Genomic DNA, 16,991 nt, shown 5'->3' on the forward strand with positions numbered 1-16,991 from the left:
TGTCTGATTTAGTATGACAGACAATTTAATTTCTCGTAAAATGCGCGCCATTGTGAGCTGACCGTTTGTCAGACGGTTTTGGCTAAGACACCTATCTATACGAGACATCAACATGATACGTTTAACTGAAATTAAACTTCCTCTCGATCATGAGGAAGAGGCGCTGACTGCTGCCATTACCAAGAAGCTTGGCATCTCTGAAGACCAAATCATCTCTTTCAATGTGTTCAGACGTGGCTATGATGCTCGTAAAAAAGCCAACATCCTACTTATCTACACGCTAGACGTTATCGTTGAAAACGAAGCTGCGCTTCTTGAGCAGTTCGTTAGCGACCCGCACGTAAAAGAGACTCCAGACATGGAGTACAAGTTCGTAGCGAAAGCACCAGAGAGCCTAACAGAGCGTCCAGTAGTTATCGGTTTTGGCCCATGTGGTCTATTTGCCGCGCTGATTCTTGCACAAGCGGGCTTTAAACCTATCGTTGTTGAACGTGGTAAAGAGGTTCGTGAGCGTACAAAAGATACCTTCGGTTTCTGGCGTAAGCGCACTCTAAACACGGAATCAAACGTACAGTTTGGTGAAGGTGGTGCAGGTACGTTCTCTGACGGTAAGCTTTACAGCCAAGTAAAAGATCCAAATTTCTATGGTCGAAAAGTCATTACGGAGTTTGTGGAAGCTGGTGCGCCAGAAGAGATCATGTACGTCAGTAAGCCACATATTGGTACGTTTAAGCTGGTCACCATGATCGAAAAGATGCGTGCGAAAATCATCGAATTGGGTGGCGAGATTCGCTTTAGTACGCGCGTCGATGATATCCACATGGATGGCGAGCAAATCACAGGTTTAACACTATCAAACGGCGAAGAGATTAAATCTCGCTACGTTGTTCTAGCCGTCGGCCACAGTGCGCGTGATACGTTTGAAATGCTGCACGATCGCGGCGTGTACATGGAAGCGAAGCCGTTCTCGGTTGGTTTCCGTATTGAGCACAAGCAGTCAATGATCGATGAAGCGCGCTTTGGTCCTAACGCGGGCAACCCAATTCTTGGCGCCGCCGACTACAAGCTGGTGCATCATTGTAAGAATGGTCGTACCGTGTACAGCTTCTGTATGTGTCCGGGTGGTACTGTTGTTGCCGCTACGTCTGAAGAAGGCCGCGTGGTCACAAATGGCATGAGTCAGTACTCGCGCTCAGAGCGCAACGCGAACAGTGCTATTGTCGTTGGCATCGATCCAGAACGTGATTACCCAGGTGACCCACTGGCAGGCATCCGCTTCCAGCGTGAGCTTGAATCGGGTGCTTACGTTTTGGGTGGTGAAAACTACGATGCGCCAGCACAGAAGATAGGTGATTTTCTAAAAGGTCGCGATCCAAGTGAGCTCGGTGATGTTCAACCATCATTTACGCCGGGAATTCACCTTACGGATATTTCTAAAGCGCTGCCTGATTTTGCTATAGAAGCGATCCGTGAAGCGATTCCGGCGTTTGATAAGAAGATTAAGGGTTTTGCATCTGAGGATGGTTTGCTCACAGGGGTGGAAACTCGTACTTCTTCACCAGTGTGTATCAAGCGTGGCAAAGACTTCCAGAGTGTAAACCTCAAAGGCTTCTATCCTGCGGGTGAAGGCGCAGGTTACGCTGGAGGGATCCTTTCTGCGGGTATAGATGGCATCAAAGTAGCTGAAGCCCTATCCAAGGCTATGGTGTCCGATCTAGAAAAGGCATAATTCACATCAGCAAATTACTAAGCTCTTCTGTAATAACAGAAGAGCTTTTCCCCTTAGAAAAATAGGTTGATATTCTGAAAGCCTGAGCCTGTTGCTATCCTTTGGTATTGGTTAATCTATTTCCCATTTTACCCCCACACTAAAATCCCCTTGTTCCGTTGATTGAATATGGGTTTCGATCCCTCTATCTGGAAACTCAGTGATATAGCATTCACTAGAGTTGCCGTTTTGCTTTGACGTTTCTCGATTTAATTGTGTCTGCGTTTTATTGGTACATTCGCTACCTGAATAGTGTGATTGTATTGGTGCAGCGTCTTCCGTGTATGGAGATGATTGCCACTGGTTGACACTTTCGGTGGGGAGAACATCAGTTATCTCATCAAGGAAAGTTCCTGCATTTACAAAGCTCGTTGAAAAGGCCAGCAAAATGGCCAGCAAAATGGCCATGCATAAAAATTTGATCATAGTTGTGCCTGTTTAAAAGGGTTTGAGAGATTGTGTTTTATAAAATAGAGGCAAAAACAATATAGTGCAATAAGAAATTATCGTAAAACGATAATTTCTTATTGATAATTGATTTTTGTTACTTTAAGGTGTACTCAAATTAATGCTACCTAGGATGTTTTATGACACAACAATCAATAAGCACATTCAGCCGAAAATTATTAGTACTATTTTGGTTCTCTCTGATTTTTACTGCTGTGTTGAATACTGTATTTTGGTTTTCTGCAACCCTATGGAATGTGGAGTGGTTCGAGGCGAGCTTTCCAGTAGAGGTCGAGTTGCCTTTGAGTTTGACGCGGTCATTGATTGGTTTTCTACCAAGTATGCTGACAACATTTCTGACAATGGCTCTATTGTGGCAATTAATAGTTCTATTCCGCTTATATGAAAGAGGGCAGGTCTTTGAGCGTCAAAACACGCTATGTTACAAAAAGATCAGCTACTTGCTGATGGCAACACCTTTCGTTCAATTTATCATGGGTATACTTCTCAGCTTTGCATTGTCGTACAATGACGGAAACTGGAGCATGTCCTTTAACGTCAATGACGCTGATATCACAATGTTTGTTATTGGTTTGATTGTTCGCGTCATTGCAGTGGTAATGGAAAGAGCGGCAGAGCTTCAAAAAGAAAGTGAGCTGACAATTTAAGTGAAAAATTATGGCAATTGTAATTAACCTTGACGTCATGTTAGCTAAGCGAAAAATGCGCTCCAATGAGTTAGCAAAATTAGTTGGTATTACTGAACAAAACCTATCAGTGCTTAAAAATGGTCGGGCGAAAGCGGTCAAGTTAGCGACTTTAGAAGCTATCTGTAAGCATCTTGATTGCCAACCCGGAGATATTCTGGAGTATTCCCCGACTGATAATGAGTGCTAATGCTTGAAAATCGAGCAACAGAACAAAGCCAGAGCTTGCCTCTGGCTTTTAATTGGCTTATTCATTAAAACAATCTTGCAGATACTCAATGAAAGTTTTGATTTGACTGGGAATGTACTTAGATTGTGCATATTGGGCGATGATTTTTCCTTGATAGTTTCCTCCCACGTGCCAGTCAGGTAATACTTCAATCACTTGCCCAGAATCAATATAGGACTGAATTGCAAACTCAGGGAAAACCGATATTCCCACACCGCGCAATACTGCTTCGCGTCGAATTTCACTATGGTTGACCGCGAATGAACCACCGACGTTCATTGATAGCTTTTTGTTGTTGTTAGTGAACTCCCACACCCTATCCTTGGGGTTTTCTCCTAAGCACAAGCAGTTGTGATTGGAAATGTCTTCGGGGTGAGTGGGGATACCACACCTCTCAAAGTAAGCAGGGCTGGCACACATGACCAAGCGACATTGACTGAGCTGCTTTGCAATTAAACCTTCAGTCGGCTTATCCGTAATGTGGATGATGACATCTACTTCATCACCAATAGGGTCGATATAGTGATCAGCGACTTTCAGTTGCAATGAAATGTTGGGAAAACGGTCAATAAAACTGAGGATCATTGGCATGAGAACCTGCCGGGAAAGGGCTTTAGGTGCAGCGACACGCAGCACGCCTGATACATCAGTTTTATCTGCTTGGGCAGCAGAGATAGCCATTTTTGCCGAGTTCATCATGTCACTGCACAAGCTGTAGACCTCCTGTCCTGTGGTGCTCAGACGCATCTGTCTCGTCGTTCTTTCCAACAGCTTTTCTTGCAATGCACTTTCCAGCCGAGTGATGGAACGACTGACTGATGAAGGTGACACACCAAGCCTCTGAGCGGTTTTTGAAAAGCTCCCAGATTCGACCACATTTACGAAAATTGCCATCTCGGATAGGAGAGGAATTAATTTATTTGTGTCCACAGTGCAATTATCCTTTGCATTTCAGCTATATTGTTTCGTTCAAGTTACTTATGGATACTAATTAAGTCAATTGACAGTATCCCAGAATATCCAAGGACGTGACGCGTGAAAAAAATAAGAAGCGTCGGTGATGTTAAGGCCGTCGCGAAAGTTGCTAATCATATTTTGACCTTATTTAGCGGTGGCTTAGACAGCTCCTATGTGCTGGAGCTACTAAAAAGCAGTGATGTAAAAGTCACTGCAGTCGCGGTTAACCTCGGCGATGGGATAGAAGAATCGAAACTCAAGTTAATTACGGATCATTATGGTTTTGATCTCAAGATTATCGACGCAAGGCAGGAATTTGTTGAACACAGTTTAGTCTCGGCAATACAGGCGCAAGCAATGTACCTCAATGACTATCCGGTCAGTTCCTCTTTATCACGGCCTATCATAGTGAAAAAGGCGGTCGAGTTGGCGGGGAGCTTAGGTTGTGATGCAATCATTCATACAGCAAACCAGTCCCAAAATAGCTTGCGTCGTATTAATGGTGCGATAGAAGCATCAGGTTTTGATGGTTATTACGGTTCCCCCTATGAGTACTCAGCACTGTCTCGTGAAGATAAGGCACAGGCTTTGTTTCATTCAGGCCTAGTGGGATTTAAGACCCGAAACGTCAGCGGGGATTCAAATCTATGGTGCCGTGAATTCGAGTCTGGGGTTTTAGATGACCCTGAAAATTTTGTAGTTTCAGATTCGTTGTTTACCTGGTCAAAGTGGCAGCCAGAAAAACATTTAGACAATGATCAAATTACGATCGGCTTCAGAAAGGGCTATCCTGTCACACTGAATGATAAGCCGATTAATTTACTAGAGTTAATTGCCTTCATTAACAACTACGTTGGCGCGTATGAGATTGGTCGTTTTGTAGGGTTCGATCATCTCGATCAGGATGAAAAGGTACTAGAGGTGCGAGAAGCGCCCGCCGCCTTAGTTCTGATAAAGGCTTATAAGTTACTGGAGACAGCAACTTTACCTACAGATGTTCTCAAAGCGAAGGCATTGCATAACGACATGTGGACTCAGGAGGCTGTTGAAGGCCGTTGGGGAAGTATGTTGCAGTGTGCAAGCTATGCGTTCATCGCTCACACTGCCGAGTCCATCTCTGGCAGTGTCTCTTTCAACTTATCCAGAGGAAGCTTTATCCCCTCTGGGATAGTGGCTGATGAGCCGAAGTATCTACGTGATAGGGACGAGTGGGAAATTGAGATTGCTCAGCAAAGGTCACAACGAGCGCTCAAGTTCAATAGTCAATCTAGATCAAATCGTCAGTGGGTATAGGAATTACCGCCGATGACTTCTATTCAGGACGCAGCCACCAAGACTCTGGCAGACATCAGCCACACACTTATCAAAGAAGACTATGTCTTTGTGTCGGGGCGAAAAATGACCGCTCTGCTGGATACCAATGTCGATGAAGTGATCCGTTTTAAGCAGTGTTGGAGCTCACTTGAACGAGACAATTATATGGCGGATGGCGGGACCTATCGGTACCGGCGCTATGGTCAATTCACTAAGCTGGCTGCTCAGCGTGAAATAACCCTGTTACCGCATGAGCCTTATGTTCAGCCGGCTTTCATTAATACATTGAACGGTGATGTTGAACGTCATTTTTCCCCACTGAGCGATAAGTTTGTCACATCAGATTTGCTAGCAAAGTTGCTATTTATGATGAGTGACATCTACGACGATGCCCTGGGGACTCCTGTGAATTGGAATATACGGCTGCACCCGTATCGGATCATCGCGAATAGCTCGCAGCAGGGGCAACCCACACCGGAAGGGCTTCATCGTGATGGTGTGACTTTCATTGCGTCTTTGATGATCAATCGAGTCAACATCGCTGGTGGTGTAACCAGTATTACTGACGCTAAAGGGTGTTTTCGTGAACAGATTATGTTGGATAAAACCTTTGATTTAGTTATGGCGGACGATGAGCAGACAATGCACGAAGTTACGCCGATTACACCAGTTTGTTCGGAAAAGTGCGCGTACAGGGACGTACTCGTAATAGCGTTTACACGGATGGAGGATTGAAATGACAACGGCTGCTGATTCGTTAAAGAAAGGAAATATAAGGTTTCCTATTACGGAATCGCTGCTACTACTGGTAGCGATTTTTTGGGGGACAAGTTATGGCCTGACCAAAAGTGCGTTGGCTTATACCAGTGTTTTGCTTTTTATCTCCATAAGATTTTCGATCACCTTTTTATGTATGCTACCTGTGGTGATTCGAGACTTTCGCCGAGGATTGAATAAGGATTGGAAAATAGCGATTCCCACCGGTTTTATTCTATCGGCGATTTTTTTCTGTGAGGTGTTTGGTGTATCCCAAACCTCTGCATCCAATGCTGCGTTTCTGATCAGTTTATCGGTCATTTTTACCGCTTTTGCCGAATTATTCATCAATAAGAAAAAGGTCAGCAAAACGTTGTGGATATTGACGGTTTGTAGTGTTGTTGGAGTGTTATTATTGACCAGCAACAAAGGCTTTGAGCTTTCACTTAACAGTGGTGACTATTTTATCCTCATCGCTGCTGTTTTGAGGGCCCTAATGGTCACTATGACCAAGAGGTTCACGGAAGGCAAAGAAATCACTACATCGACCTTAACTTCTCTCCAGTCTTTAGTTGTAGCTTTGATCGGGATTATATTTGCAGTTGCGTATCTTCCAGCTGCGGAGTTTTCGATTCCCACTTCGATGGAGTTTTGGTTAACGGTCAGTTATCTGGTTCTGTTTTGTACACTATTTGCGTTTTATGTTCAGAATTATGCCGTGCGTCGAACGTCGCCAACACGGGTTTCTTTGCTGATGGGTAGCGAGCCATTATTTGGTGCTATATTTGCCATGGCTTGGTTACAGGAATCATTAACCCCAGTACAAGTTATAGGTGGGGCGCTAATTTTGTTTAGTGTGGTAGTGACATCTACCCGAGAATCTTAGAAGAGAGCGGACTTATCAGTCCGCTTTTTTGATTATCGGTTAAGGCTAATTTTGTGACCTAGATGCTGGATATCTATGGTGGCATAGCCAAGTGTGACTGCCTCAAACTGGTAACTGAGCTCACGAGCATGCTGAGCATCTTTGGCTAAGAATGATACCGAGTAAATAGGACGTACAACTCCATTGGAAAGCTTTTGGGTATCAAGGTAGGAAGACGTGACTAATCCTGCTTGATTAAGGCTGATTACTCGTTGGAGGTCAATGCCCAGCACTCTATCCATTTCAAGAGCTTCTATGCCTTCTTTCCACGTGATAATAACGCCATAGTTATTATAAACTGGGGTGTTATCGAGCCATTTTGAACCGAGTAGACGAATGTTACTTATCTTTACTAACTCTTTTTCATACATGGGCAGATCTTTTAGCTTACTCTCTACATGAGTTTCATCGGTCGCTTCCAAAACAAATCTAAGTAATTGAATTGGTTTGTTATCAACTTTACTGTTGATAACAAACATATCTTTTACATCTCCTTGCTCAATGAGTTCGCCAAAAGCGGCTTTTTGTTCTGGTAGTGCTTTTAACACTTGTTCTGCATCGTTAGTATTCCAGATAAGCTCTACCCCGTAGTCGGCAGAGAGTACTGTGGGTGAAATGAGTAGAGAGGTAATGATTGCTGCAGATTTAATGACTTTCATGACTGTTTTCCTGATTTATTTTTAGGGATTGCTGTGTGGGTAATAGTTCGTGTAGTAAGGTTTAATCGAGCATTTTCTAGTGACTCATCTGAACTTACCAACGCGAGCGATAACTGCGATGACAGTTTCGACATGTATCTTGGGCATTTTTTAATCCTATTTCTGCTCGATTAATATCTTGAGCCAAACTTGCCTTATAGAGCTCCTGAAAGCCTTGGTTCATTTGGATTAACAGTTGATTGAACTTACTCGGCTTACTCCAGATATCAGATTTAGCTTTACTACCTACATGACTTCCTTGAGGAAATAGGGTTAGTAGTGCATGGCTATGGGCTTCCAACTTTTGACTGTGACGGGTTAGCTTTTCCCAGTCAGTTTTACTACCGCTTAGTGTTTGTTCTGCATACTCGCTGGTGACTTCGATACTTTCGAAAGTTGCTTGGCGCTTATCAATCTGTACGGTGAAGTCTTCTGCATAAGACGCTGAAGGCAGCACTAAAAAAAGCAAGCTAAAGAATATTTGTTTCATGTGTCTCTCCAATGATTAGGATTATGATGCCTTATTGTTATCGGTATAATTTAAATTGCAATAATTGCAATTGCAATTATTTTTATGTAAATTGTTGTTGTTTTTTTGTCGTAATTGGAGGTTGAAAGTGAAAGTTTGGGATTTGGCAACACGCCTATATCACTGGTTGCAAGCAATACTCTTTGCTGCACTAATGGTGAGTGGGTTTTCTGGTAATGGTCCACATGTTCAAATTGGATTGGTATTGTTCACTCTGATTATCTGGAGATTGATCTGGGGGGCTGTTGGCAGCGAAACCAGTCGCTTCAGGCAGTTTTTACGCCCACCTAAAGCAGTTGTGCGCTATCTCATGGGGAAAGAGCGTGCCGCTCCGGGGCATAACCCCGCTGGAGGGTGGATGGTCGTATTACTGATTTTTGCTTTATTTTTACAATGTCTTTCCGGCTTAGCCGTATCGGGAATGTTAGATAACCTACCATTAGCCAATGTTTGGTTGAGCGACGATGTGTTTTGGGCTCTCGAATCCGTGCATCTTATGTTGGCAAAAGTTTTACCTACATTAATTGCTGTGCATGTTGTTGCCATTCTCGTTTATAAATTTCGTTCGAGGCCACTTACTTGGGCTATGGTGACGGGAGTTCAGGTAGGTTTGTCACAACACCAAAGGCTTGAGTTTGTTTCTCAACTTCGAGCATTGCTCGTGCTAGTTTTGGCAATATCAGTTACTATGACGATTATTGCCTTTACTTTTTAAATCTATTGGATGAGTGAGAAATTTGACAGACAAAGCAGTTTTGGCTGGTTGATCAACGTAATGGCGAATGACGCTGCCAAAACTTTTGATACAGAATTAAAGAAACATGGGTTGACGATTGCTCTGTGGCCGACTTTGATGTGTTTATGGGAGGAAGAGGGTGTAACGCAACGCGAAATTGCTCAAAAATCTAAAGTAGAAAACTCCACGACGACCCGTACTCTCGATAAACTTGAGAAATTAGGTCTAGTCGAGCGGCAAGCCGATCCTAATAGTCGCCGCTCATTTCGTATATATCTGACTGATGAGGGCAGAGCCCTAAGAAAAACTTTGACTCCCATTCCGGTGGCGATCAACAAAAAGATGCTGAGTTCACTTGAGCCTGAAGAGCAACGAGAAATCATTCGTTTGTTACAAAAGATGGTCGCTGCTATTTCAGGAAAGAAGATCAATGACGAAGCCGTTGAATGAGTGCATTGTGCCTATGTATCCGACCATACAAGCGTTGGATGTGGATACACTTGAACCGGGAGAACATAAGTTTTGGTTTGCGGTTGCGACGGACGCGATTGGTCACCCTCAAACGCTTCCCATACGAGTGTTTAAAGGTGCAAAGCCAGGGAAGCGTATTATGATCACTGCGGGTGTTCATGGTGACGAGCAAAATGGTATTCTAACTGCGCAAATGTTGGCTCGAGAGCTGGAAGGCAAAGCCATTTCAGGTTGCATTACTATAGTACCAGCGGTCAATTTATCAGGTATCGTAAGACATAGTCGAGACTTTCATTCTGCGGCTCCTGATAGTTCATCGACAAACCTTAATCGCGTATTTCCCGGTAATCCGAATGGAGATGACGCCAGTCGCTACGCCAACAGCCTGTGGGAAAACTTACTCAAACCAAATGCCGATCTCGCGGTTGATCTTCACTCTCAAACCAGTGGTTCAGCATACCCTCTTTATGCATTTGCTGACTATCGACTGGATGATTCCATTCGAATGGCAAGACTGATCAATCCAGATGTTATTCTCAACGATCCGGGAGACCCGGGTATTTTGGAAACGGTCTATAACCGTGCTGGTATTCCTTCTATCACAGTTGAAGTAGGGGTAGGTCGCTATACGGACTTAGACATGGTGCAACGCGCTGTTACTGGGGTATTGAATATTTTCAAAGATTATCGGTTCATTGTAGGTGAAGTAGTAAAGGTGGTTCATCCTTGTGTTGAAGGAGAGCGGATTACCAGTGTTCGTGCTGAGCAGGGAGGGTTTGTCATTTGTCACGTTGAATTGATGGAACTTGTCAACAAGGGCCAGATCTTAGCGACTCAGTACAACAGTTTCGGAGATCAAATTCAAACCTACTACTCCCCAATCAAAGCTACAGTGATTAGTCATAATGTTGAGTCGGTACGAGCGCCTGGATCATTGGTTGTCCGGTTGATTGATTAGTTATAATTTTCGGTTAGGAATAGATTATATCTTTTGGTTGACCAGAAGCGGAACAGTATTTAAACCTAATATTAAATAGTAACTTACTTTTATTTTTGTAATCTCTTCGTGACCTATTTCTCTGGTCAGGTAGCGCTACTTACCTAACAAAAATCCACCTTGTTACTATCCATGGTTGCTAACAAAGATTAGAGTGAGCTGTTTTTCAAGGCGAGCAGGTGCTCGCCTCTGCTGTATAAGGAATTCTGAGTATGTCTTAGATGGCCTCTCTTATGGAACACTGCCCTACTATTCATTCACTTGACGTTGACACTTTAGCTGCTGGAGAACATTCACTCCTTTTTGCGGTTGCCACGGATGCATTAGGCCTTTGGCAGAAAATGCCTGTACGAGTTTTTAAAGGTGATAGGCCGGGTCGTAAAATTATGATCACTGCTGGTGTTCACGGTGATGAGCAAAACGGTATTGTGACGGCGTTGAAAGTGGCAAAAGCTTTGGCCGGCAAACCTTTGATAGGGTGCGTCACTATCGTTCCTGCGATAAACCTGAGTGGTATTCTTCATCACAGCCGTGACTTTCAGACAGTGGATCCGGATGTCTCTTCTTCTAACCTTAACCGTTTTTTCCCCGGTGACAAAGCTGGGAATGAAGCCGCACGTTACCTTGATAACTTATGGCAAAACTTACTGAAGCCAAACGCAGAGGTGGCGATAGATCTACACACCCAGACTACAGGAACCAGTTATCCTCTCTATGTATTTGCTGACTATCGGGTTGACCAAGCGATGAAGCTAGCAAAGCTCATGAATCCTGATGTGATTCTCAATGATCCCGGTGAGTCTGGTGTGCTGGAAACGACATGGAACGAACATGAAGTGCCAAGTATTACGGTCGAAGTGGGTTCAGGTCGATATCATGATGCAGACATGGTCGAACGAGCAGTTGAAGGAGTGCTGAACATATTGCGTTACTACGAAGTGCTGTCTGGGAAAGTCGTTGAAGCAACACCTTGCATTGAAGGCTGCCAGACCATCAGCATTCGGGCTGAGCAAGGCGGTTTTGTTGAGCCGCAGGTATCTTTACTGCAACAAGTTGAGAAAGGTCAGCTTCTGGCGGTTCAGTACAATAGTTTGGGTTTCGACGTCGCACATTATCACGCCCCAGAGTCAGGCACTGTTCTTAGCTATAACCTTGAAGCTTTGCGCGCTCCGGGATCATTGATTGTGCGGATGATTCAATAAAACAAAAAAGCTTGCTGCCCAAAACAGCAATCTGGGACACTTTTTCTGGTTAATAATTGGTAATACTGGCGCCACATTCATTTGTGGGGTCAATAATGCTGTTCAATCAACCCATCACAATTCGGTCCGTTATCCGGCTGAGTCCCATTAAAGTCATGTTTACTTGGCTGATGGTTTTGGCTGAAAACGTATTTATGATTTTGCTGCCGCTGTTTATCGGTTTTGCTATTGATGGCGTGCTTAAGCAAAACTTGCAGCCGTTGTTTATGTTTGCCGCGATCTTGTTTGTACTGGTGGTCATCAGCGTTGCTCGTCGTTTTTACGATACTCGCGTTTATGGCGGGATCCGAGTGCGGTTGTCCAATTTGGTTGAGCGCAATTTGCGCGGTCAATCGGTGTCGGTCAAAGATGCCAGACTGTCCATGTCACGCGAGCTGGTGGATTTTCTAGAGGAAGATTTACCATCTCTGATCACGGCCGTTGTGCAGTTGGTCGCTACCGTTGTCATTCTCGCCACTTTTCATATCAAACTTGCATTATGCGTATTGGTCGCGGGGCTGAGCATGCTGCTGATTTATGCTCTGTTCCATCAAACCTTTACGCGACTTAACGGCGCGTTAAACGATCAGTTAGAGCAACAGGTTCGCGTGCTCAGCGGTCAGCCTTTTGCGGCGATTAGAACGCACTTCGAACGCTTGAAACGCTGTGAAATCAAACTGTCCGATACCGAAGCGCTGGTGTATGGGCTGATCTTTATTGTTTTATTTGCCGCAGTCCTAACCAATCTTTGGATGGTCAGCATTCTTACTGATCCTACTGTGGGTCAGGTTTTTTCCATCGTAACTTACTCACTGGAATTCGTGGAAACGGCAGTGATGTTGCCTATCACACTGCAAACCTTGTCGCGTCTGATGGAGATCAGTCAACGATTAAATCAAACCCCCGCTCAATTGGCTGAAGAGGAGAAGCCCTATGAAATTTAAAAAGACGCTTGCAATATTAGCTGGCTGCGGGGCAATTTTCGCGGCATTGGTGATTGTGGATGTTTTAGAGCCTCAGCCAGTTTTGATTGAGCAAAAAGCGCCGATCAAAGTCCCTGTTTCAGTACTGCAAGTGACGCCGGAAGATCACGATTCCAGTTTGACTTTGTTGGCAACCACGACTGCGCGTTGGCCGATTCAACTTAAGGCTTCAAGCAGCGCTCAGTTAGCGTGGTTGAATCCCGATATCGAACCGGGTGTACTGGTGAAAAAAGGGACCTTGTTGGCGAAGCTCAACACCAGCGCTTTAGAGTCTAATCTGGCTCAGGCGAACAGCAGCGTTAGGCAGGCGGAATTAAACCTAAAACAGGCACAGCACGAACAAACAGTCGCGTTAAAAATGTTATCGCCAACCAAAAGCTCTCCGTTTGCCCGCCGTGAGCCACAGGTGTTGGCAGCCAAGGCAGAACTCGCGCAGGCAAAACAGGCTTACACCAGTGCAGCAAAGTTGCTTGAGGAAGCGAGTATTGCAGCGCCGTTTGATGCTGTGATCATGCGTCGTAACATCAGCCCCGGTGAATGGTTGGAAGCCGGGCAGGTGACTTTTGAACTCGCCGCTAGCGACTCACTGGATGTCGAGCTGCCTGTTTCTGAACTTCACTGGCAGCAGGTGCAATCCGCGTTGAATCAACCTGAGATTAAAATTGTGAATCGAGATGGCAGCGAGTGGCAGGCACAGGTTCGATATGTCTCGCCGCAGGCTGATCCAACCACACGTCAACGACAAGTGGTTTTGTCTGTTCGCGAGCCCTATCAAGGAATGATTCGTTTACTGCCTAATCAACAGGTGAAAGTCATCGTTAGTCTTGGCTTACGGTCAGAAATTGTGACCTTGCCACTTAGTGCGATAACACGAGATGGATACGTCTGGACACTTGATGAGCAGAACCGATTGCAGAAAGAGTGGATTACGCAAATAGGACAAGCACGTAATCAGGTATATGCCCGCTTTGATCAGGACAGCGCTAAGGCACGTCATGTGGTGGTGTACCCACTGCTGTCGATGTTACCGGGGAAGCAAGTCGCTCCTCAAGCTGCGCAGATATTGGTCTCTAAGCAGGAGGGTAATCAATGAGCTGGCTGACTAAGTGGTTTATCAACAACCCAGTAGGGGCGAATCTGTTGATGCTCGCGATCATCGCCAGTGGTGTTATGGCGTTTGGTCAACTCCGTGTGGAGTCCTTTCCGCAAATTGCGCCGTCATCGGTTGTGATAAGTGTTGCCTACCCGGGAGGTACAGCTAAACAGATTGATGAGAGTGTCACGCAGCGAATTGAAGAGTCGATCAGTGGCATTTCTGGTATTAAACAGGTGACCAGCCAGTCTAGCGCAGGAATGTCGAGCGTTGTTGTACGCAAAACCAGCAACGCCGACCTCAATAAGCTGCTGGATGATGTACGTAATCGAGTGAATGCGATCAATGGTTTTCCTGCTCAAGCTGAAAAGCCTCAGGTGGTTAGAAATGAATTTACTAACTTGGCCGCCTTTGTTGTCGTTTCGGGGCCACGCAGCGATGAACAGCTTCAACCCATCGCAAGACAGGTCGAGCAAGCGCTAAAAAGTAATCCAAAGATCTCTAAAGTATCCAACTGGGGAAGTCGCAAACCACAACTTATCATTGAGCCAGATCCAGCGCAGCTCAAGAAACTGGGTTTGAGTCTGGAAGATTTAGCCAGCACCATCGGACAGATGTCGCTCGAGTCTCGCACGGGTGAGTTGATCAGTGACAAGGGCCGCATGGTTATCCGTGGTGATGGTTACGCCGATGATGTGCAGAAGCTGCATCGTCTGGCGATCGTCTCTCGTCGATCCGGTACCGTCTATTTAGGTGACATCGCTAAGTTGAGTCGTGGCTATGAGCGCAATGGTTCTATCGTTCGTAATAATGGCATCAACGCAATCGCTCTACTGATCAGCACCAGCCAGACCGACAACCTGCTCAAAGTGAGCGATGCAATTAAGGATACCTTAGCGCAGCAACGCAAAATCCTGCCTTCAGACATCGAGCTGAGCACTATGGCAGATATGGCTCCCTATATTGAAGAGCAATTGTTCAGGCTCGGTGATAATGCGTGGCAAGGCCTTTTGATTGTGGTGGTTTTACTGGGCATTTTTCTTGAGCTGAAACTGGCATTCTGGGTGGCTGTGGGTATACCGGTCGCCATCGCGGGTACCTTAGGGGCGATGCAACTGGCTAACTACAGCATCAATGATATCACGCTGTTTGGCTTTATTTTGGTACTGGGGATCCTAGTCGACGATGCCGTTGTCGTAGGTGAGGCCATTCATGAACAACGAGGTAAACATGCGAGTGGGCGCAAAGCGGCATGGCACGGCGTGCACTCGGTTTCCGTTGCAACGGTATTTGGTGTTTTGACCACTATTGCGGCATTTTCGCCAATGCTTTGGATTAACAACGATTTTGCCAAGATTCTGGCTGGGTTCTCCGCTGTGGTGATATTTGCGCTGATCTTCTCTCTGATTGAAAGTAAGTTCATTCTGCCATCGCACCTAGCGCAGTTGTCCGTGAGTAAAAAATCTAATGGCATTTTCTCTCGCATTCAGTCTGTCGCTCAAGGCGGTTTGGAGTGGTTCAATTTCAGAGTGTACAAGCCCACCTTGGAAAAGGTGTTGGATTACAAACTGGCATCACTGCTAGGCTTTGTCGCCGCGATCGTACTGGCGTATGGCATGTGGTCGACTGGGACGATTCGAAGTGCCATTTTCCCTGAAATCCCCGGTCGATACGTTACCGCGAAAGTAGAGCTAGAAGACGGTGCCCCTTTGCCGTTACAAAAGAAAGCCTTAGATCAAATCGAACAGGCGATGATCAACGTCGAAGACGAGCTGATGCAGGACTATCCGTTGAGCCAGCCACCCGTGGTAAACCTGCTTGCGTGGTCGGATGGTTATGGAGAGGTGGAAGTGACCGCCGAGCTAACCAGTGAAGCCTTGAGCCTCTTGCCGGGTAATTTATTGACCGATAGTTGGCGTACTCATACTGGAAGTATTGAAGGAGCATATTCAGTTCAGTTTAATGCGTCTGAAGCGCCTGCTGGTGGAACATTCATCTCGATATCATCCAGCGACCTAGAGCTCGCTAAGCGCGTCAGTAGTCAATTGGCGGACAAACTGGCTGCTTTGCCTGGCGTAGCGGATATTTATGATGACGGTAAAAGTGGCCAGCCTCAGGTGCGGTTAGTGTTGAATGAATACGGTCAGCAGCTCGGATTGACGCAAGACAAGTTGGCGCGATTGGCGGGTGAGGCATTTGGTGAGCGAGAAATTCACCGCCTGTTGGAACAAGGCCAAGAAACCAAGGTGCTGCTGCAGTATCCTCGTTCAGAGCGTAAAACCCTCGTTCAGCTTGAGCAGACGATGGTGTTGCTGTCTGAAGGAAAGAGTGTCTTACTCGGTGATATTGCTGAATTTCGTCATGAGCAGGAGCCTCAGATACTCTACCGACGTAATCGTGAGCAAGTGGTAAACCTCTATTGGAAGCAGAACCGAGACGTTCAGGCGCCTGAGCAGACAATGGCTCAGCTCAGCTCTGAGATCAAAACGCTGCATCAGCAGTATCCAGGAGTTCGGATCAAAGCAGGCGGCGAATTTGAAGAGATTGGTGAAGTCTCAGATGGCTTCCGCTCAGCGATGATTTTGACCATTCTGCTGATTTACATCTTGTTGGCGGTTCCGCTAAAGTCTTACTGGCAGCCGTTCATCATCATGGCAGTGATTCCATTTGGTTTTTCTGGTGCTATCTTCGGTCACTACTTGGTGGATCTGCCAATCAGTTTGCTGTCTATGTTTGGCATGATGGCAATGACGGGCATAGTGATCAATGACTCATTGGTACTGATCACGCGCTTTAACGCTGAGTATCGCAGCGGTGTGCCGCTTAAACAGGCTTTAGTGACGGCTGGAACCAGTCGATTGAGGGCGATTTTCCTCACGAGTATTACTACGGTATGTGGTTTGCTGCCGCTACTCAGTGAGACCGCTGAGCAAGCGCAGTACTTAAAACCTGCAGCGGTTTCATTGGTGTTTGGTGAGCTATTTGCCACGACGGTAACCCTGCTTCTGATCCCAATACTGCTGGGGATGACCAGTCGTAAAGCGGCAAAGCCTGTCGAAGATGAATTGGCATTAGAGGGAGCCTAATGCTGAGCGTGATTGATTTTATCCGGTTGACGGGCGATAGTGATCTGGTCGCCC

General features: G+C 45.7%; 17 protein-coding genes. 13 read left to right on the plus strand and 4 right to left on the minus strand.

Going from position 1 to position 16,991, the window contains the following annotated elements:
* Positions 1–112 precede the first annotated feature (112 nt).
* The gene (locus L1D31_RS04910; protein WP_239835944.1) at positions 113–1,729 is read left to right on the plus strand and encodes an NAD(P)/FAD-dependent oxidoreductase; all 1,617 of its coding nucleotides are present in this window, start codon (positions 113–115) and stop codon (positions 1,727–1,729) included.
* 111 nt (positions 1,730–1,840) lie between these two features.
* On the opposite strand, the gene L1D31_RS04915 is transcribed toward L1D31_RS04910, so the two are convergent.
* Positions 1,841–2,194: a hypothetical protein gene (locus L1D31_RS04915; protein WP_239835945.1), complete on the minus strand. Its 354-nt coding sequence runs from the start codon at positions 2,192–2,194 to the stop codon at positions 1,841–1,843.
* Between the two features lie 161 nt (positions 2,195–2,355).
* On the opposite strand from L1D31_RS04915, the gene L1D31_RS04920 reads away from it, so the two are divergent.
* Together L1D31_RS04920 and L1D31_RS04925 are read left to right on the plus strand one after the other, a co-directional pair.
* Positions 2,356–2,883 (plus strand): DUF2975 domain-containing protein, encoded by a 528-nt coding sequence (locus L1D31_RS04920; RefSeq protein ID WP_239835946.1) that lies wholly within the window; start codon positions 2,356–2,358, stop codon positions 2,881–2,883.
* 10 nt (positions 2,884–2,893) lie between these two features.
* Positions 2,894–3,112: a helix-turn-helix transcriptional regulator gene (locus tag L1D31_RS04925; RefSeq protein WP_239835947.1), complete on the plus strand. Its 219-nt coding sequence runs from the start codon at positions 2,894–2,896 to the stop codon at positions 3,110–3,112.
* 57 nt (positions 3,113–3,169) lie between these two features.
* Here the strand turns inward: L1D31_RS04925 and L1D31_RS04930 are convergent, their stop codons facing one another.
* The gene (locus tag L1D31_RS04930; RefSeq protein WP_239835948.1) at positions 3,170–4,081 is read right to left on the minus strand and encodes a LysR family transcriptional regulator; all 912 of its coding nucleotides are present in this window, start codon (positions 4,079–4,081) and stop codon (positions 3,170–3,172) included.
* Between the two features lie 105 nt (positions 4,082–4,186).
* Here L1D31_RS04930 and L1D31_RS04935 point away from each other — a divergent pair, with 105 nt between their 5' ends.
* Genes L1D31_RS04935 through L1D31_RS04945 form a run of 3 tightly spaced genes read left to right on the plus strand, consistent with a single transcriptional unit; the run spans position 4,187 to position 7,064 of the window.
* Positions 4,187–5,401 carry an argininosuccinate synthase-related protein gene (locus tag L1D31_RS04935; protein WP_239835949.1) on the plus strand — a complete coding sequence of 405 codons (1,215 nt, stop codon included), beginning with the start codon at positions 4,187–4,189 and terminating at the stop codon, positions 5,399–5,401.
* Positions 5,402–5,413: 12 nt separating this feature from the next.
* The gene (locus L1D31_RS04940; protein ID WP_239835950.1) at positions 5,414–6,157 is read left to right on the plus strand and encodes a 2OG-Fe dioxygenase family protein; all 744 of its coding nucleotides are present in this window, start codon (positions 5,414–5,416) and stop codon (positions 6,155–6,157) included.
* A gap of 1 nt (position 6,158) precedes the next feature.
* Positions 6,159–7,064, plus strand: a complete 906-nt coding sequence (locus L1D31_RS04945; RefSeq protein WP_239835951.1) for a DMT family transporter — start codon at positions 6,159–6,161, stop codon at positions 7,062–7,064.
* 32 nt (positions 7,065–7,096) lie between these two features.
* Here the strand turns inward: L1D31_RS04945 and L1D31_RS04950 are convergent, their stop codons facing one another.
* Positions 7,097–7,762: a hypothetical protein gene (locus tag L1D31_RS04950; RefSeq protein ID WP_239835952.1), complete on the minus strand. Its 666-nt coding sequence runs from the start codon at positions 7,760–7,762 to the stop codon at positions 7,097–7,099.
* A gap of 94 nt (positions 7,763–7,856) precedes the next feature.
* Positions 7,857–8,291, minus strand: coding sequence for a cytochrome c (locus L1D31_RS04955; protein WP_239835953.1), 435 nt, complete (start codon positions 8,289–8,291; stop codon positions 7,857–7,859).
* A 127-nt stretch (positions 8,292–8,418) separates the two neighbouring features.
* Here L1D31_RS04955 and L1D31_RS04960 point away from each other — a divergent pair, with 127 nt between their 5' ends.
* From L1D31_RS04960 to L1D31_RS04990, 7 genes are all read left to right on the plus strand, one after another.
* Positions 8,419–9,045 carry a cytochrome b/b6 domain-containing protein gene (locus L1D31_RS04960; protein ID WP_239835954.1) on the plus strand — a complete coding sequence of 209 codons (627 nt, stop codon included), beginning with the start codon at positions 8,419–8,421 and terminating at the stop codon, positions 9,043–9,045.
* 9 nt (positions 9,046–9,054) lie between these two features.
* Entirely contained in the window at positions 9,055–9,516 is a 462-nt protein-coding gene (locus L1D31_RS04965; protein WP_239835955.1) for a MarR family transcriptional regulator, read from the plus strand.
* Positions 9,497–10,495 carry a succinylglutamate desuccinylase/aspartoacylase family protein gene (locus L1D31_RS04970; protein ID WP_239835956.1) on the plus strand — a complete coding sequence of 333 codons (999 nt, stop codon included), beginning with the start codon at positions 9,497–9,499 and terminating at the stop codon, positions 10,493–10,495. Before L1D31_RS04965 ends, L1D31_RS04970 begins: the two co-directional genes overlap by 20 nt.
* Before the next feature lie 272 nt (positions 10,496–10,767).
* Positions 10,768–11,736, plus strand: a complete 969-nt coding sequence (locus L1D31_RS04975) for a succinylglutamate desuccinylase/aspartoacylase family protein (protein WP_239835957.1) — start codon at positions 10,768–10,770, stop codon at positions 11,734–11,736.
* Positions 11,737–11,831: 95 nt separating this feature from the next.
* Positions 11,832–12,719: an ABC transporter six-transmembrane domain-containing protein gene (locus L1D31_RS04980; protein WP_239835958.1), complete on the plus strand. Its 888-nt coding sequence runs from the start codon at positions 11,832–11,834 to the stop codon at positions 12,717–12,719.
* Positions 12,709–13,851: an efflux RND transporter periplasmic adaptor subunit gene (locus L1D31_RS04985; RefSeq protein ID WP_239835959.1), complete on the plus strand. Its 1,143-nt coding sequence runs from the start codon at positions 12,709–12,711 to the stop codon at positions 13,849–13,851. Before L1D31_RS04980 ends, L1D31_RS04985 begins: the two co-directional genes overlap by 11 nt.
* Positions 13,848–16,937 (plus strand): efflux RND transporter permease subunit, encoded by a 3,090-nt coding sequence (locus L1D31_RS04990; RefSeq protein WP_239835960.1) that lies wholly within the window; start codon positions 13,848–13,850, stop codon positions 16,935–16,937. Before L1D31_RS04985 ends, L1D31_RS04990 begins: the two co-directional genes overlap by 4 nt.
* Positions 16,938–16,991: the final 54 nt, after the last annotated feature.

Source organism: Vibrio sp. Isolate23 (assembly GCF_022398095.1).
Taxonomy (GTDB): Bacteria; Pseudomonadota; Gammaproteobacteria; order Enterobacterales; family Vibrionaceae; genus Vibrio; species Vibrio coralliilyticus_A.

What these genes read in the sequence shown, in the direction of transcription:
- L1D31_RS04910 (WP_239835944.1), top strand. Translation starts at nt 113, where the DNA reads ATGATACGTTTAACTGAAATTAAACTTCCTCTCGATCATGAGGAAGAG.
- L1D31_RS04915 (WP_239835945.1), bottom strand. Translation starts at nt 2,194, where the DNA reads ATGATCAAATTTTTATGCATGGCCATTTTGCTGGCCATTTTGCTGGCC.
- L1D31_RS04920 (WP_239835946.1), top strand. Translation starts at nt 2,356, where the DNA reads ATGACACAACAATCAATAAGCACATTCAGCCGAAAATTATTAGTACTA.
- L1D31_RS04925 (WP_239835947.1), top strand. Translation starts at nt 2,894, where the DNA reads ATGGCAATTGTAATTAACCTTGACGTCATGTTAGCTAAGCGAAAAATG.
- L1D31_RS04940 (WP_239835950.1), top strand. Translation starts at nt 5,414, where the DNA reads ATGACTTCTATTCAGGACGCAGCCACCAAGACTCTGGCAGACATCAGC.
- L1D31_RS04945 (WP_239835951.1), top strand. Translation starts at nt 6,159, where the DNA reads ATGACAACGGCTGCTGATTCGTTAAAGAAAGGAAATATAAGGTTTCCT.
- L1D31_RS04950 (WP_239835952.1), bottom strand. Translation starts at nt 7,762, where the DNA reads ATGAAAGTCATTAAATCTGCAGCAATCATTACCTCTCTACTCATTTCA.
- L1D31_RS04955 (WP_239835953.1), bottom strand. Translation starts at nt 8,291, where the DNA reads ATGAAACAAATATTCTTTAGCTTGCTTTTTTTAGTGCTGCCTTCAGCG.
- L1D31_RS04965 (WP_239835955.1), top strand. Translation starts at nt 9,055, where the DNA reads ATGAGTGAGAAATTTGACAGACAAAGCAGTTTTGGCTGGTTGATCAAC.
- L1D31_RS04970 (WP_239835956.1), top strand. Translation starts at nt 9,497, where the DNA reads ATGACGAAGCCGTTGAATGAGTGCATTGTGCCTATGTATCCGACCATA.
- L1D31_RS04975 (WP_239835957.1), top strand. Translation starts at nt 10,768, where the DNA reads ATGGAACACTGCCCTACTATTCATTCACTTGACGTTGACACTTTAGCT.
- L1D31_RS04980 (WP_239835958.1), top strand. Translation starts at nt 11,832, where the DNA reads ATGCTGTTCAATCAACCCATCACAATTCGGTCCGTTATCCGGCTGAGT.
- L1D31_RS04985 (WP_239835959.1), top strand. Translation starts at nt 12,709, where the DNA reads ATGAAATTTAAAAAGACGCTTGCAATATTAGCTGGCTGCGGGGCAATT.
- L1D31_RS04990 (WP_239835960.1), top strand. Translation starts at nt 13,848, where the DNA reads ATGAGCTGGCTGACTAAGTGGTTTATCAACAACCCAGTAGGGGCGAAT.